Here is a 16,243-nt window from a genome sequence, read left to right on the forward strand (position 1 = left end):
CGATGACTGCCTGGAACGCCCATTGGCGTGACGCCACCCTGGCGACCCTGGCCGCGCAACCCTGGGACTTGATCGTCATCGGTGGCGGCATCAGCGGCGCCGGCATCCTGCGTGAAGCGGCGCGCCGGGGCTGGCGTTGCCTGCTGCTGGAGCAACGCGACTTTGCCTGGGGCACCTCGAGCCGTTCCTCGAAAATGGTCCACGGCGGCCTGCGCTACATCGCCAGCGGCCAATGGCGCCTGACCCGCGATTCGGTGCGCGAACGCCAGCGCCTGCTGGACGAAGCGCCGGGGCTGGTGGACGCCATGGGCTTCGTGATGCCCCATTACCGTGGCGCTTTCCCCGGGCCGCGGGTGTTTGGCGGCCTGCTGACGGTGTACGACGCCCTCGCCGGGCGGCGCAACCACCGCTTTGTCAGCGCGCCGCAACTGCATTTCCTCGCCCCCGGGGTCAAGGCGCCGGGGCTGTTGGGCGGCTCCTGTTTTGTCGATGCCCTGACCGACGACGCACGGCTGGTCATGCGTGTGCTGGCCGAGGCCCGGGCCGACGGCGCGTGTGTGGTCAACGGTGTGCAGGTGACCGGCCTGCTGCGCGAAAACGGCAGGGTCTGCGGCGTGCAGGCCCAGGACAGCGAAAGCGGCGCGGCCCTGACCCTGGGCTGCCGCATGCTGGCGGTAGCCACCGGCGCCTGGGCCGAACGCCTGCGCCCGCCCAGCGCAGGCAGCCAATTGCGGCCCCTGCGCGGCAGCCATTTGCTGGTGCCGGGTTGGCGCCTGCCGGTGGCCCAGGCGTTGAGCTTTATTCACGCCCAGGACCGGCGCCCGGTGTTTGTCTTCCCCTGGGAAGGCGCGACGGTGATCGGCACCACCGACCTGGACCACCGCGAAGACCTCGACCAGAGCGCGAGCATCAGCACCGACGAAGTGCAGTACCTGCTGGCCGCGTGTGCCCAGCAGTTCCCCCAGGCGCGGGTGACGGCTCAAGACGTGTTGTCCACCTGGTCCGGCGTGCGCCCGGTGGTCGGCAGCGGCGCGGGCAAGCCGTCGAATGCAACCCGCGAGCACGTGCTGTGGCGCGAGCCGGGTTGCGTGACCCTGGCTGGCGGCAAACTGACCACGTTCCGCCCGCAAGCCATCGAGGTGCTGCGCGCCTGCGCCGAGGAACTGGGACGCAGCGTCGAGGATAACGGCGCGCCCGTGTTCGCCCCGGTGCCGGCCCTGGAAATCCCGGGCCTGAACCCCAGCCAATGGCGACGCCTGGCCGGGCGCCATGGCCGTGATCTACCGAGGTTGGCGCAACTGGTGGCGCAATTGGGCAGCGACACCGTGGGCGCGACGGCTACCCTGTGGGCGGAACTGGCCTTCGCCGCCGAACAGGAACTGGTGCTGCACCTGGACGACCTGCTGCTGCGCCGCACGCGCCTGGGCCTGCTGCTGGCCGACGGCGGTGCGGCGTACCTGGGGCAAATCCGCCTCCTGTGCCAACCACGCCTGGGCTGGAACGATGGCCGCTGGGCTGACGAAGAACAGCGCTACCGGGCGCTTTGGCGCAGGTATCACGGCGTCCCGGCCGATGCGCCGCTTTCTACCACCGATTTACTTTGACTGGCTGGCACGGTTCTCCATGAACGACAAAAACTATCTGCTGGCGATCGACAACGGCACCCAGAGCGTGCGGGCCTTGCTGTTTGATCTGCAGGGCAACTTGCTGGGCAAGGGCAAGGTGGAACTGGAGGCCTACTACTCCAAACACCCCGGCTGGGCCGAGCAGGACCCGGATTACTACTGGGCCAAACTGGGCGAGGCCTGCCAGCAGTTGTGGGCGCAGACCGGCGTTGACCGCAGCCAGATCCGTGGGGTGTCCCTGACCACCCAGCGCGGCACCGTGATTAACGTCGATGCCCAGGGCCAGGCCCTGCGCCCGGCGATCCTGTGGCTGGACCAGCGCCAGGCCGAGGTTAAGGGTTCGATCAAAGGCCCGTGGGGCTGGCTGTTCAAGGCCCTCGGCGTGCAAGGCACGGTGGATTACTTTCGCGCCCAGGCCGAGGCCAATTGGGTGGCCCAGCACCAGCCCGACATCTGGAGCAAGACCCACAAACTGCTGCTGCTCTCAGGGTTTCTTACCCACCGCCTGACCGGCAATTTCGTTGACTCGGTGGGCTGCTGCGTGGGCTACCTGCCGTTCGACTACAAACGCCTGCGCTGGGCCGCGCCGCGGGACTGGAAGTGGCAAGCGGTGGCCGTGCGCCCGGAGCAACTGCCCACGCTGCTCAAACCGGGGCAGATCCTGGGCCGCATCAGTGCCGAAGCCAGCCGCCACACCGGCATTCCCGAAGGCCTGGCGCTGATCGCCGCCGGTGCCGACAAGGCTTGCGAAGTGCTTGGCAGCGGGGTGATCGATGCGTCTACCGCGTGCCTGTCCTACGGCACCACGGCGACCATCACCACCACCCGCTCGCGTTACCTGGAAACCGTGCCGCTGATCCCGCCCTACCCGGCGGCGGTGCCGGACCACTTCAACTGCGAGGTGATGATTTATCGTGGCTATTGGATGGTCAGTTGGTTCAAGCGCGAATTCGGCCTGCGCGAAGTGCAGCAGGCCCGCGAGCAAGGGCTGGAGCCGGAGCAGTTGTTCGATGCGCTGGTCAACGCGGTGCCGCCCGGGTCCATGGGCCTGACCCTGCAACCCTACTGGTCGCCGGGCATCCGCGAGCCGGGTACGGAGGCCAAGGGCGCGATGATCGGTTTTGGCGACGTGCACACCCGCGCGCACATTTACCGGGCGATCCTCGAAGGCTTGGCCTATGCCCTGCGCCAGGGCAAGGAACGCATCGAGAAGCGTTCGGGCACCCCGGTCACGCGCCTGCGGGTGGCGGGCGGCGGCTCCCAGAGCGACGCGGCGATGCAACTGACGGCGGACATTTTCGGCCTGCCCGCCGAACGCCCGCACGTCTATGAAGCTTCCGGCCTGGGTGCGGCGATTGCCTGCGCGGTGGGCCTGGGCCTGCACGCGGATTTTGCCACCGCCATCGCCGCCATGACCCGCATTGGCGACGTCTTCGAGCCCGACCCCCAGGCCCAGCGCACCTACGAGCGCTTGTACAAGGAGGTTTACCTGCGCATGTACCGCCAGCTCAAGCCGCTGTACCAGAGCATCCGCGACATCACCGGCTACCCGGCGTGATACCCGGGCAGGTGTGGGGGCCCCACACCTGCTGTTGGCTGCAACCCAACCTCAAAAAAACATGCCCCCGTGTGAGCGAGCCCTGCTCGCGATAGCCGTGGATCAGCCAACACCGGAGCTGAATGTGCCGCTGCCATCGCGAGCAGGCTCGCTTCCACCGTTACCCTGCGCCGCTTTGGCATGGCGCTATCGGTGAGTTTTTTTGGCGGGATCGGACAGTGCCGGTCTGGGGGGCGGTTGTTAGGCTCGGTTGCACTGCCGGTTCATCCAAATAAGAGCGAAAAGCCGATGAAGTTGCCGTTTGTGATCGCCCTGCTGGGGCTTGCCGGGTTTGCTCCCGGTGCGTGGGGGTGGTCCAACCATACGTTGGGCAGTTACCTGGCCTTGCAGGACGTTGCCCCGTTGCGCGAGGCGCCCACAGTGGAAGTCGAGCCCTTGGAGCAATTCCTCGCCCAAGAGCACACGGGCCTGGTGGCGCTGCTGCAAGCCCAGGAAAGCTTCGCCCGCGAGCACTTCGCCGATTACCCGCCGCGCCCGGACGACCTGGCCCTGACCACCACCCCGGCGAGCGACCCGCGCCGTGCGTTCCTCATGGCGTTGCGCGTCAACCCGCAGATCCACCTGGCGCTGATGTTCCAGCCGTTGCCCGGCCAGGACGAGCCCGCGCGTGGCCACCTCAAACCTAGCCAAGTGATGGTGGCGCAGACCCTCTCGCCCTGGGCCACCCAGCGTTTTATCGCCCTGGCGCCGGGGGAGCAGATCGCGCCACTGGCGGTGCTGGCCACGGCGGCGGACGAACCCGACTACGGCCACGACATCAACCTGTTCAGCGACAACCCCGGCGAAGTCGGCGCGCTCTACGGTTTTGGCGTGCAGTCGTTCGGCGACGAGCGCTTTGAGTACAGTTCCCAGGCGCCGTTCCACATCGGCTTTTTCCACGAAAGCGCGGTGATCTACGCCGGCGCGCCGTTCCTCAAGCGCAGTTGGCCGGATTGGCGCATCTACCAGTATTTCGACCTGGCGCGGTTCGCCTTCGCCACTGGCCACCCCTACTGGGGCTACCGCTTCCTCGGCTGGGGCCTGCATTACGTGCAAGACCTGACCCAGCCCTACCACGCCACGCCGCTGCCGGGTGCCGACCTGGCGGGCATGTTGCTGATGGAAGGCAAGGCCCTGGCCGGGTTCGACAGCGAGAAAAAAGCCGCCATCGCCCGCGTCGCCACCCGCCACACCGAAGTGGAGAAATACCAGGGCGCGTGGCTAGAGCAATTGCTGCTGGCCAAGGCGCCGCACCCGATGCTCGCCGCTTACGCCGACACCGCCCGCGACGCCACGTACCCGCCCTACAGCACGGCCTATGCCCGCGACGTGGTGGCCGCCCAAGCCAATGCCCAGGCTGCCGCGTTCGATGAGGCCATCGGCCAGTGGCTGGCGGCGTCCGGCGGGGTGCAGGGCTTTAGCCAGGGCAATCAGCTACAGCGGCAAACCTACGACCACGAACCGCTCAACAGCCAATTGGTCGAGCTGCTGCGGCACATGGGTGCCCACAGCCGCAATTTCGTCAGGGCCGGCATGGGCGCGCACTGACTACTCAACAGAACAGGTCCGAACAGGAGATAACAACAATGACAATCGGTTTGCGGCGACAGGGCAGTGTGGGGTTGGGGCTGGCGGGGTTACTGTGCGCGGCGCAGGGCACCCAGGCCATGGAGTTCAGCGTGCTGGGCAACGAGGTCAAGGGTTCGTTCGACAGCACCCTGTCGTACGGCCAGCTCTGGCGGGTGCAGGGGCGCGAGCAGAGCAATGATGACGTCAACACCAATGACGGCAACCGTAACTTCGATACCGGCATGGTTTCCGAGGTGTACAAGATCACCTCCGAGCTGGAGGCGACTTACCAGAACTACGGCCTGTTCGTGCGCGGCACCGCGTTCTACGACAGCCAGATCATGGACAAGCGCAACGACTACAAGCAAAACAACAACCCGTCCCAGCCCAGCCAAAGCTACCCCAACGACGACCGCTTCACCGACCAGACCCGCGACATCGCCGGCCATCACGTCGAAATCCTCGACTCTTACGTCTACGGCAACTGGGATGTGGGCGACCTGCCCGTGACCGCGCGCCTGGGGCGCCAGGTGTTCAACTGGGGCGAAGGGCTGTTCTACCGCGGCGGCGTCAACACCACCAACCCGGTGGATGCGGCCAAGTACCGCTTGCCCGGCGCCGAGGTCAAGGAAGTGCTGATGCCGGTAGAGGCGGTGAGCTTCAACATCGGCCTGAGCGACAACTTGACCCTGGAAAGCTTCTACCAGTGGAACTGGAAAGAAACCCGTATCGACCCGGTGGGCACTTTCTACGCGCAAACCGACCTGTTCGCCGACGGCGGGCGCACCGGCTACAACGACTTCGGCGGCACCGCCCTGGACACCCCGGTGCCGGTGTTCGGCAACGTCATCGGCCTGTACCAGGGCCTGGGCAACAACCCGGCGCTGGCCAGCGCCCTGGGCAGCACCGGGCTGTATGCCAACGGCGTGACCCCGGCCTACGGCAACACCCTGAAGGTCGCCTCCATCGGCCGCGACTACAACGCCCGTAACGACGGCCAGTACGGTTTCGCCATGCGCTACATCGCCGAAGAACTCAACAGCACCGAGTTCGGCATGTACTTGGTCAACTACCACGCCAAGGAACCGACCATCGCCGCCAACCTGGGCGGCTACAAAGGCATCGACATGGATGCCCTGACCGATATGCTCCGTGGCCTCGCCGGCGCCCAGGCCCAGGCGCTCGCCAATGGCCTGGCCACCGCCGACGTGATGGGCAACATCCAGGCCCACCGCAACTACGCCGAAGACATCCGCATGTACGGCCTGAGCTTCAACACCACCTTGGGCAAGGCCTCGGTGTTCGGTGAAGTGGCCTACCGGCCGAACCTGCCCATCGGCGTGGCGGCCACCAACGACCTGATCGGCGACCTGGCCAACGGCGCGGCTGCGGCTGCGGCGGGGCAAGCGGTGAACATCGGCGGGCAATGGGTGACCCTGGACAGCAACATCGATAACTCCGAGCGGGTCGAGGCGTTCAACACGTCCCTGGGCACCATCTACAACTTCGGCCCGAGCGTGGGCTTCGACTCGCTGTTCGGCATCTTCGAGCTGGCCACCGAGCACCTGCGCGGCAGCAGCCTGAAGTACAGCGCGTGGGATGGCAGCACCCGCCACTACGCGGGCACCGGTAACTACTCCTACGTATCTGGCGGGGAGAAGGACGATCAGGTCAGCGCCAACTCCTACGGCTACACCCTGATGTTCAACGGCACCTGGAACGACGTGTACGCCGGGGTCAACGTCTCGCCCTACGCGGTCTACAAGGACGACTTCAAGGGCAACTCCTACCAGGCCGGCAACTTCATCGAAGGCCGCAAGGCTTACACCCTGGGGGTCAAAGCCACCTACCAGAACAAGCTGGAGGCCGAACTGCAATACACCGAGTTCTACGGCGGCGGGCAAAACAACGGCATCCGCGACCGCGACAACATCGGTTTCAACCTCAAGTACTTCCTGTGAGTGTTCCGGCAGCAGTGCGCCGGGCCCATGGCCGTTATCCGTTTTGGAGTCTTTCCATGTTCAAGCAACACACCCTGATGAACGCCGCCCTGGCGCTGGCCCTGAGCGCGTGCGCCGGCCAGGCGTTGGCGGCGGTCAGTGCGCAGCAGGCGCAGCAACTCAAAACCACCCTCACGCCTTTGGGCGCCGAGCGCGCGGGGAACGCGGCGGGCACCATCCCGGCGTGGGACGGTGGCATCACCCAGGCGCCCAAGGGCTACGAGCCGGGCAAGCACCACATCGATCCGTTCGCCGCCGACAAACCGCTGTTCACCATCACCAAGGCCAACCTGGAGCAATACAGGGGCCAGCTCACCGTGGGCCAGATCGCCCTGTTCAACAGCTACCCGGACAGCTTCCAGATGCCGGTCTACCCCAGCCGCCGCTCCGGCGCGGCGCCGCAATGGGTGTACGACAACACGTTCAAGAACGCCACCAGCGCCACTTTGCTTGAAGGCGGCAACGGCTTTGCCGGGGCCTATGGCGGGGTGCCGTTTCCGATCCCGGCGGATGGGGTGAGCGCGCTGTGGAACCACGTCACCCGCTATCGCGGTACCTACGTGGTGCGCCGCGCCTCGGAAGTGCCGGTGCAGCGTAACGGCAGCTTCTCGTTGGTCACCTCCCAGCAGGAAGCGCTGTTCAACTACTACCGCAAGGACGGCGCCTTCACGGACCTGAAAAACGTGCTGTTCTACTACCTGGCCTTCGTCAAGAGCCCGGCGCGCCTGGCCGGGGGCGCAGCCCTGGTGCACGAAACCCTGGACCAGATCAAAGAGCCGCGCCAGGCCTGGATCTACGACGCCGGCCAGCGCCGCGTGCGCCGCGCGCCGAACCTGGCCTACGACACGCCTATCGCCGCCTCCGATGGCCTGCGCACCGCCGACGACACCGACATGTACAACGGCGCGCCGGACCGTTACGACTGGAAATTGGTGGGCAAGAAGGAAATCTACATCCCGTACAACAACTACAAAGTCTCCAGCCCCGACGTGAAGTACGCCGACCTGCTCAAGCCCGGCCACCTCAACCCGCAGTACACCCGCTACGAGCTGCACCGGGTGTGGGTGGTGGAAGGCACCCTCAAGCCGACGGCGCGGCACATCTACTCCAAGCGTGTGTTGTTTCTCGATGAGGACAGTTGGGGCGCGGCGGTGGTCGACCAGTACGATGGCCGAGGCGAGCTGTGGCGGGTGTCGATGGCGTACCTGAAGAACTTCTACGACCTGCCCACCACCTGGAGCGCCCTGGACGTCTTCCACGACCTGCAAGCACGGCGCTACTACGTACAGAACCTGGACAACGAAGAAACCCAGACCGTGGACTTCGCCCAACCCGTGCCGCCGGATTCGTACTTCATGCCGTCGGCCCTGCGCCTGCGGGGTACGCGCTAAGCCCAAGGCTGCGCCCGGGCCTGAAAAGGCCTGGGCGTGCCAGTAAGCGAAGAGAAGAAGGGAACCCAAACCGCAGAAAGCAAAAAACCCGCACTAGGCGGGTTTTTTGTGTGCTTCGGATGATGTTTGCACCACCTGAAGCTAATAAGTGGTGCCCAGAGACGGAATCGAACCGCCGACACGGGGATTTTCAATCCCCTGCTCTACCGACTGAGCTATCTGGGCAACGGGGCGCATTAAACGGGTTTTTCAGGGGGTCGTCAAGCAAGTTTTCTAAAAATATTTAATTATTACCGTCGCTTACGACCCGGCATCGGTTTTGTGGGGTTATTCGGCGGGGGGCACATAGCCTTCGGCCTTGGCGTAATCCTCGCCGCTGAAGAACTTGTCCATTTCGCCTTGCAGGTATTTGCGGTCTTCGGCGTTCATCATGTTCAGGCGTTTTTCGTTGATGAGCAGGGTCTGGTGTTTTTGCCAGTCGCCCCAGGCTTTTTGCGAGACGTGGTCGAAGATGTCCTGGCCTTTGGCGCCAGGGAACGGAGGGCGCTCGAGGGCGGGCAGTTCTTCGTGGTACTTGCGGCACATGATGGTGCGGGTCATGACGACTCTCCTGCGTTCAATACGTCGGCCGCGCGCTTGAGCAGTTTTTTCACCGGGGCGGCAAGGCCCAGGCGCGGCGGGGTGGCGAGGTTATACCAGAGCCAGTCGGCCTCGGCCACGTGGTGGGCCGATTCCTCGACCCGCACCAGCCAGGGCTCGATGGCCAGTTGGAAGTGGCTGAAGGTGTGGATCAGCCCAGGCATTTGCTGCTGTTGGCCCATGTGCAGGGAATGCTGCAGCGCCAGGTGTTCCAGGTCCTGTAGGTCGTCGAGTTCCGGCAGGCTCCACAACCCGCCCCACAGGCCCGTGGATGGGCGCCGGTAGAGCAGAATGGCGCCGTCGCGGTTGGCCAGCAGGGGCATCAGGGTGCGTTTTTGCGGGATGCTCTTGCGCGGCTTGGGGATTGGGTAGCGGGTTTCCAGGCCCAGCAGGTGTGCCTGGCAGCCGGTTTCCAGCGGGCACAGCAGGCAACTGGGCTTGCTGCGGGTGCAGAGGGTGGCGCCCATGTCCATCATCGCCTGGGTGTAGGCGTTGACCCGGTCATAGGGCGTGAAGCGCTCTGCGGTAGCCCACAACGCCTTGGCCACCTTCGGTTCGCCCGGGTAGCCCTCCTGGGCGGTGAAGCGCGCCAGCACGCGTTTGACGTTGCCGTCGAGGATCGGCGCCCGCAGGCCCATGCTCAGGCTGGCGATGGCGCCGGCGGTGGACAGGCCGATGCCCGGCAGTTCGACGAGTTTTTCCACGTCCCGGGGGAATTGGCCGCCATGTTCGGCGACGATGATCTGCGCGGTCTTTTGCAGGTTGCGCGCGCGGGTGTAGTAGCCCAGGCCCGTCCACAGGTGCAGCACTTCATCTTCCGGGGCCTCGGCCAGGGCTTGCACCGTGGGCAGTGCGGCCATGAAGCGGTCGAAGTAGTTGAGCACGGTGCTGACCTGGGTCTGCTGCAACATGATTTCCGAGACCCACACCCGGTAAGGCGTGATGCCTTGTTGCCAGGGCAGGTCGTGGCGGCCGTGGCGGTCGTACCAGCTCAGCACGGCGTTGGAAAACTGCTCGGATGTCATTTTTTGAACAGACCTTTAAGGGCGTTTTTCAACTCGGGGCTGACCTTGTCGCCGAGTTTCTCTTCCAGTTTTTCGCTGAGCTTGTTGCCCGCCAGCTTGGTTGCGACCTGGCCGAGGCCGTCCTTGTCCAGGCGGCAGGCCTTGGCGCCCAGCTCCAGCGGGCCGCGGCAGCGCAGTGGCCACTCGATGCCTTCGTAGCGTGGGTTCACGGCGCAGGCCGGGTCGGGCATGTCGCGCTTGTCGCCTTCGATGATGATGCCCACGCGGTAGTCCATGCCCAGCACGCGCAGGTCGACGTCGCCGTTGCCGTTGACGGTCAGGCCGGGGATGCGCACTTTCAGGTCCGGGTTGCTGGCCACGCCGTTGCGCAGGGTCAGGTTGCCTTTGAGTTCCTGGAAGGGCGTGTCCTTGCCGCGCGGAGTGCCGCTCAGGGTCTTGCGGTTGAGCAGGGCGATGCCTTGGCACAGTTGCTGCTCAAGGTTGGCGTTGACCAGCACGCCGTTGTTGATGACGAAGCCGACGTTGCCATTGAGGCTGTCCACCAGGGCTTTCTGGCTGTTGCCGCTGCCGCTCAGGTTGCTGTCGAGGTTGACCAGGCCTTTGACCTGGGGCACTTGGCCCTGGCTTTCGAGGATGCGTTCGACCGGCACTTTGTTGAGGCGCGTGCGCAGGCTCAGCAGCGGCGCAGCGGGGCGCACGTCGAGGTTGCCGCTGGCCTCGAACGTGCCGTTGTAGAGCTCGCCGCGCAGGTTTTCCAGCTTGAGCACGCCGCCCTGGCCGGAGGCCTTGAGCGCGGCGTTGTGGATCGGCAGTTTGTCGAGGGTCAGTCGGCCGAAGTTGAGGTCGGCGGCGATGTCCAGTTTGCCCAGGCGTTCCACCGGCAGCAGGCGTTCGGTGCTCCAGGCGCCCTTGGTCGGCGCGTCCGGCAGCGGCGTGGTGCCCGCGCCGGCGCTGGCCATGGCGTCCGCCTCGCTGCTCTTGACTTCGGCCTGGCGCGCCACGGCGGCGCTGTTGGCTTGGGCGGATTTGGGCGGCAGGTAGCGGTCGACGTCGAGGGTGTCGCCCTTGAGCTGCACGCGCAGGGATTGCTTGGCGAAGTCGTCGACGGCGATGCGCCCGGTGAAGGTGCTGGCGTCGAGCTTCAGGTTGAGGTCTTCCAGGGCCAGGCTGGTGGGCGTGCCCTTGAGGCGGCTGACCAGTTCGACCTTGCTCAGGCTGCCTTCGCCCATGGCGGGCAGGGTCTGGCCGATGCTGTCGACGAATTTCGTCAGGTCGAACTGGGCAATCGACAGGCCACCGCTGATCTGCGGGGTCTTGTCCAGGTCGTTGACCTTCAGTTCGCCCAGGGCGCGCAACTGGTTGGCGGAGATTTTCAGGCCGTTCCACTCGGCAATGTTGGCGGCCATGTCTACCAGCAACTGGCCTTGGGCGGCGAAGGTCATGGTCTTGCCTTGCAGCGGTTCACCGGAAACTTCGCCGGACAGTTTCATGTCCTCGAACTGATAGCGCTGGAGGGCGCGGTCAAAACGCAGCTCGCCGGCCAGCTCCGAACGTACCCGCACCACGGGTTGGTTGCTGCTCAGGAACGCAGTGAGCTTGAGCGGGATATTGCTGCCTTCGTGGATGGCCCCGGTGCTCAACTGGATGCTCTCGGCGCTTAGTTGCTGGCCGCTTTGTTCGTCGAAGTATTCAACCCGGGCGTTGTTCACGGTCAGGCTGTCGATGTCCAGGCGGATCGGTTGCGCGGGTTTTTCCGGCGCCGGGGCAGGCGTGGCGGGGGTGGTGCTGGCGTCTACTTTCGGCGTGGCGGCGGTGTCGGGCGCCTTGGCCTTGCCGATGTCTTGCCAGTTGCCGTGGCCGTGCTTGTCGCGGTTCAGGCGCAGGTTCAGGCCTTCGACCCGCACGTCGCTCATCTGCACTTCGCGGCGCAGCAGGGGCAGTACGCGCACGGAGAGGCCGAGCATTTGCAGGTCGGCGAACGGCTTGTCGGGGTTGGTCAGGGTGGCGATGCCGGCGTCATGCAGCTCCAGGCCCAGCCAAGGGAAGAGGCTCCAGCCGATGTCGCCATTGAGTGTCAGCTCGATGTGGGCCTTGTCGCGGGCGATCTGGCGGATCTCGTCTTTGTAGTCGTTGGGGTCGAACAGGTGGGTCAGGGCAAAGCCCAGGGCCACGATGACCAGCAACAGCCCGAGAATGACCAGCCCCAGGATTTTGCCAAACGCTTTCATGGGCGCGTCCTTTCAGTGTGTCGAGTGCGGAATTAGCCGGGGAGTATAGCGCCGCCAACCCGGTGCCTGACTACCGGGTACGGTTACAGCAGGTCCAGCGGCAGGTGCAGTTTGGCGGCCAGGGCCTGGGCCTCCAGGTGGCCGGCGGGGGCTTGCAGGCGCAGCTGCGCGCCTTGTTGCGCGGCCATACGCTGGGCTTCGCACACCAGGCGTTCCGCTACTCCACGTCGTCGGGTGATTTTTCGTACGCATAGTTGGGAAAGATGCCAGACCTGCCCCTGGCGTTGCAGGCGCGCCGCACCCAGCAGGCGATCGTTGAAGCGCCCGGCGATCAGGCTAGCCTCGGCCAGGGCGCTTTCGATCAGCTGCAGGTCGTCGGCAAACGGCGCGAATAGCCAGGGCGGCGCGTCGTGGTAGATCTTGCGCAAGTCTTGCTGGTCCTGGTAGGTCGCTTCGTGCAGCGTCTGGACAACGATGGGCATGGGGGTTCCTTGTGCGGGGCAAGTACAGATGGCGCATAAAACGCCGGATCAGCAGGGTTTATCCGCCAGACGCAAATGGTAACCTCTGCCGGTTCGCCCGTCCTTCTGCGGCTTAACGTCGCGTTCTTGGAGCTTCACCCGATAAAACAGCCATGCCTGCGTGCACCAAGGCTGGGGCGAAGTGCGGCCGGCGAACGCTACTCAACATTGGGGGATACAACAAGATGAGCATCAGCACCGAGGCTGGCAGCATCGCTGCGCAGCCCGCGTTCCTGGCCAAGGAGCGCATTATTGCCAAGCCCGGGTTCAACCGTTGGCTGGTTCCGCCGGCCGCGTTGGCCATTCATTTGTGCATCGGCATGGCCTATGGCTTTTCGGTGTTCTGGATTCCGCTGTCCAAGGCGTGGGGCGTGACCACGGCCGTGGCCTGCGCGCCGGGCACCAGGTTTATCGAGCAGGTTTTTTCGGCGCAGTGCGACTGGCCGATCTCCATGTTGGGCTGGATCTACACCCTGTTCTTCATTTTCCTGGGCTGCTCGGCGGCTGTCTGGGGCGGTTGGCTGGAGCACGCCGGGCCGCGCAAGGCCGGTGTGGTATCGGCGTTGTGCTGGTGCGGTGGCTTGCTGATTTCCGCGCTGGGGGTCTACACCCACCAGATCTGGCTGATGTGGCTCGGCTCCGGGGTGATCGGCGGTATCGGCCTGGGCCTGGGTTATATCTCGCCAGTCTCGACCCTTATCAAGTGGTTCCCCGACAAACGCGGCATGGCCACCGGCATGGCGATCATGGGCTTTGGCGGCGGGGCGATGGTCGGTGCGCCGCTGGCGGCGTTGCTGATGGGCCATTTCGCTTCGTCCACCAGCGTCGGCGTGTGGCAGAGCTTTGTGGTGATGGCGGCGATTTACTTCGTGTTCATGATCGGCGGTGCGCTGGCCTACCGCGTGCCGCCCACCGGTTGGAAGCCTGAAGGCTGGAGCCCACCGGCGAAAAAAACCGCCAACGCGATGATTACCCACCGCCATGTGCATGTGAGCGTGGCCTGGAAAACCCCGCAGTTTGCTTTGGTGTGGCTGGTGCTGTGCCTGAACGTCTCGGCGGGCATCGGCATCCTGGGCATGGCCTCGCCGCTGTTGCAGGAGGTGTTTGCCGGCAAACTGCTGGGCAACGACCTGACCTTCAGCCAACTGGATGCCGCGCAATTGGCGCAGGTCGCCGCCATTGCTGCCGGCTTCACCGGTTTGCTCAGCCTGTTCAACATTGGCGGGCGGTTTTTCTGGGCGTCGTTTTCCGACTACCTGGGGCGCAAGAACACCTATTTCGTGTTCTTTGCCCTGGGTTTTGCGCTGTATGCGCTGATCCCCAACCTCGGCCACCTGGGTAACGTGGCGCTGTTCGTGGCGGCGTTCTGCATCATCCTGTCGATGTACGGCGGTGGTTTTGCCACGGTGCCGGCCTACCTGGCGGACCTGTTCGGCACACAGATGGTTGGCGCCATCCATGGGCGCCTGCTCACCGCGTGGGCGGCGGCCGGGGTGTTGGGGCCGGTGCTGGTGAACTACCTGCGCGAATATCAGTTGAGCATCGGCGTCGAGCGCGCGGCGGCCTATGACATCACCCTGTACATCCTCGCCGGCCTGCTGGTGCTGGGGTTCCTCTGCAACCTGTTGGTGCGGCCGGTGGCGGACAAATACTTCATGACCGACGCCCAACTCGCCGCCGAACAGGCCCTGGGCCACGACAAAGGCGCCGACAGCAGCACGGTGCTGCAATGGCAGGCCAGCGAAAGCAGCCGGCCCTGGGTGGTTGCGGCCTGGCTGGCGGTGGGCGTCCCGTTGGCGTGGGGGGTGTGGGTGACGTTGCAGAAGACGGCGGTGTTGTTTCACTAACCTCCTTTGTGGGAGCGGGCTTGCCCGCGACGGCGGCGTGTCAGAAAAGGTGATGTTGATCGACATTCTGCAAGCGCGGGCAGGCCCGCTCCCACACAAGCCCGCATTCCTCCATCTCGCACGGCAAACCCGGTCCGCTAAAACCAGCTTGTACGCACATGTACACCCCTGACGGCGCGGCTTCCAGCCCATCGGGGATGTGCTCATGAGGTTTCTGTTTGGCGCCCGGGCACCCTATAATGGCCACCTTTTTCGCCCAATGATTTTGCGGAGCTGGTGATGGCCGAACGTAAGGCATCCGTCGAGCGCGACACTCTGGAAACCCAGATCAAAGCCTCGATCAACCTGGATGGCACTGGAAAGGCCCGATTCGATATCGGCGTTCCCTTTCTTGAGCACATGCTGGATCAAATCGCCCGTCATGGGCTGATCGACCTGGATATCGAAAGCAAGGGCGACCTGCATATCGACGACCACCACACGGTGGAAGACGTCGGCATCACCCTGGGCCAGGCGTTCAGCAAGGCCATTGGCGACAAGAAAGGCATCCGCCGCTACGGCCATGCCTACGTGCCGCTGGACGAAGCGCTGTCGCGCGTGGTGATCGACTTCTCTGGCCGCCCCGGCCTGCAAATGCACGTGCCCTACACCCGCGCCACCGTGGGCGGCTTTGATGTGGACCTGTTCCAGGAGTTCTTCCAGGGCTTCGTCAACCACGCCAACGTCACCCTGCACATCGACAACCTGCGGGGCAGCAACACCCACCACCAGATCGAAACCGTGTTCAAGGCCTTCGGCCGTGCGCTGCGCATGGCTGTGGAGCTCGATGACCGTATGGCCGGGCAAATGCCATCGACCAAAGGCGTTCTGTAATGCAGACCGTCGCCGTCATCGACTACGGCATGGGCAACCTGCATTCGGTGGCCAAGGCCCTGGAGCACGTGGGCGCGGGCAAGGTGCTGATTACCAGTGACGCCAACGTGATCCGCGAAGCCGATCGCGTGGTGTTCCCCGGTGTCGGCGCGATCCGCGACTGCATGGCCGAGATTCGTCGCCTGGGCTTCGATGCCCTGGTGCGCGAAGTCAGCCAGGATCGCCCGTTCTTGGGCATTTGCGTGGGCATGCAGGCGTTGCTCGACCACAGCGAAGAAAACGCCGGGGTGGATTGCATCGGCTTGTTCCCCGGCAACGTGAAGTTCTTCGGCAAGGGCCTGCACGAAGACGGCGAACACCTGAAAGTGCCGCATATGGGCTGGAACGAAGTGCGCCAGTCGGTGCCGCACCCGCTGTGGCACGACATCCCGGACCTGGCGCGTTTTTACTTCGTGCACAGCTACTACATCGCCGCCGCCAATGCGCAGCAGGTGGTGGGAAGCGGCCATTACGGCGTCGACTTCGCCGCGGCCCTGGCCGATGGCTCGCGGTTCGCGGTGCAGTTCCACCCGGAGAAGAGCCACACCCATGGCCTGCAATTGCTGCAGAACTTCGCCACTTGGGACGGGCGCTGGTAATGGCCGCGAAAAAAAAGCCGCCGATCCTGACCCTCACCGCCGAGCAGGAAAGCGAGGCCAACCACAAGATCAAGCGCTTCATGCAGGATCGCTTCGAGTTCGACCTGGGCTCGTTCGAGGCCGCGGAAATCCTTGAGCTGTTCACCCGCGAAATCGCCCCGCACTACTACAACCGGGCGATTTTCGACGTGCAAGCGCACCTCAAAGAGCGCTTTGAAAGCATCGAAAGCGACTTATGGGCGCTTGAGAAAAACTAGAGCAGCGGCAAGCTTCGCGCTTCACGCTGCAAG

Annotated in this window: 13 protein-coding genes and 1 tRNA gene; 9 read left to right on the plus strand and 5 right to left on the minus strand. The window is 64.8% G+C overall.

The genetic code is table 11. The annotated features are described in order from the left end of the window. The first annotated feature begins 2 nt into the window (after nucleotides 1–2). The 5 genes from CKW13_RS11935 to CKW13_RS11955 all read left to right on the plus strand — a co-directional run bounded on the left by CKW13_RS11935 (nucleotide 3) and on the right by CKW13_RS11955 (nucleotide 8,182). Nucleotides 3–1,604 (plus strand): glycerol-3-phosphate dehydrogenase/oxidase, encoded by a 1,602-nt coding sequence (locus CKW13_RS11935; RefSeq protein ID WP_095108815.1) that lies wholly within the window; start codon nucleotides 3–5, stop codon nucleotides 1,602–1,604. 19 nt (nucleotides 1,605–1,623) lie between these two features. Continuing rightward, a complete protein-coding gene (locus tag CKW13_RS11940; protein ID WP_095108816.1) occupies nucleotides 1,624–3,183 on the plus strand; it encodes an FGGY-family carbohydrate kinase in 1,560 nt (519 codons plus the stop codon). Between the two features lie 288 nt (nucleotides 3,184–3,471). Further along, on the plus strand, nucleotides 3,472–4,770 hold the full coding sequence (locus CKW13_RS11945) for a phospholipase (protein WP_095108817.1): 1,299 nt from the start codon (nucleotides 3,472–3,474) through the stop codon (nucleotides 4,768–4,770). Between the two features lie 38 nt (nucleotides 4,771–4,808). Then, nucleotides 4,809–6,752: a DUF1302 domain-containing protein gene (locus CKW13_RS11950; protein ID WP_095108818.1), complete on the plus strand. Its 1,944-nt coding sequence runs from the start codon at nucleotides 4,809–4,811 to the stop codon at nucleotides 6,750–6,752. A gap of 56 nt (nucleotides 6,753–6,808) precedes the next feature. Then, a complete protein-coding gene (locus tag CKW13_RS11955) occupies nucleotides 6,809–8,182 on the plus strand; it encodes a DUF1329 domain-containing protein (RefSeq protein ID WP_095108819.1) in 1,374 nt (457 codons plus the stop codon). 149 nt (nucleotides 8,183–8,331) lie between these two features. On the opposite strand, the gene CKW13_RS11960 is transcribed toward CKW13_RS11955, so the two are convergent. The 5 genes from CKW13_RS11960 to CKW13_RS11980 all read right to left on the minus strand — a co-directional run bounded on the left by CKW13_RS11960 (nucleotide 8,332) and on the right by CKW13_RS11980 (nucleotide 12,556). Beyond that, nucleotides 8,332–8,407 (minus strand) — tRNA-Phe (locus CKW13_RS11960). Nucleotides 8,408–8,509: 102 nt separating this feature from the next. Next, a complete protein-coding gene (locus tag CKW13_RS11965; RefSeq protein WP_095108820.1) occupies nucleotides 8,510–8,782 on the minus strand; it encodes an oxidative damage protection protein in 273 nt (90 codons plus the stop codon). Then, nucleotides 8,779–9,846, minus strand: coding sequence for an A/G-specific adenine glycosylase (gene mutY / locus CKW13_RS11970; RefSeq protein ID WP_095108821.1), 1,068 nt, complete (start codon nucleotides 9,844–9,846; stop codon nucleotides 8,779–8,781). The genes CKW13_RS11965 and mutY overlap by 4 nt, the downstream gene beginning before the upstream one ends. Further along, complete coding sequence (locus CKW13_RS11975) at nucleotides 9,843–12,074, minus strand: AsmA family protein (RefSeq protein WP_095108822.1); 2,232 nt, start codon at nucleotides 12,072–12,074, stop codon at nucleotides 9,843–9,845. The genes mutY and CKW13_RS11975 overlap by 4 nt, the downstream gene beginning before the upstream one ends. Before the next feature lie 83 nt (nucleotides 12,075–12,157). After that, a complete protein-coding gene (locus CKW13_RS11980) occupies nucleotides 12,158–12,556 on the minus strand; it encodes an acetyl-CoA sensor PanZ family protein (RefSeq protein ID WP_095108823.1) in 399 nt (132 codons plus the stop codon). 224 nt (nucleotides 12,557–12,780) lie between these two features. On the opposite strand from CKW13_RS11980, the gene CKW13_RS11985 reads away from it, so the two are divergent. The 4 genes from CKW13_RS11985 to CKW13_RS12000 all read left to right on the plus strand — a co-directional run bounded on the left by CKW13_RS11985 (nucleotide 12,781) and on the right by CKW13_RS12000 (nucleotide 16,210). Further along, the gene (locus tag CKW13_RS11985; RefSeq protein WP_095108824.1) at nucleotides 12,781–14,442 is read left to right on the plus strand and encodes an OFA family MFS transporter; all 1,662 of its coding nucleotides are present in this window, start codon (nucleotides 12,781–12,783) and stop codon (nucleotides 14,440–14,442) included. 279 nt (nucleotides 14,443–14,721) lie between these two features. Then, nucleotides 14,722–15,315, plus strand: coding sequence for an imidazoleglycerol-phosphate dehydratase HisB (hisB, locus tag CKW13_RS11990; protein WP_095108825.1), 594 nt, complete (start codon nucleotides 14,722–14,724; stop codon nucleotides 15,313–15,315). After that, on the plus strand, nucleotides 15,315–15,953 hold the full coding sequence (hisH, locus tag CKW13_RS11995; protein ID WP_095108826.1) for an imidazole glycerol phosphate synthase subunit HisH: 639 nt from the start codon (nucleotides 15,315–15,317) through the stop codon (nucleotides 15,951–15,953). Before hisB ends, hisH begins: the two co-directional genes overlap by 1 nt. Then, complete coding sequence (locus CKW13_RS12000; protein WP_095108827.1) at nucleotides 15,953–16,210, plus strand: DUF2164 domain-containing protein; 258 nt, start codon at nucleotides 15,953–15,955, stop codon at nucleotides 16,208–16,210. Before hisH ends, CKW13_RS12000 begins: the two co-directional genes overlap by 1 nt. Nucleotides 16,211–16,243: the final 33 nt, after the last annotated feature.

The organism is Pseudomonas sp. Irchel 3E20, assembly GCF_900187645.1.
GTDB lineage: Bacteria > Pseudomonadota > Gammaproteobacteria > Pseudomonadales > Pseudomonadaceae > Aquipseudomonas.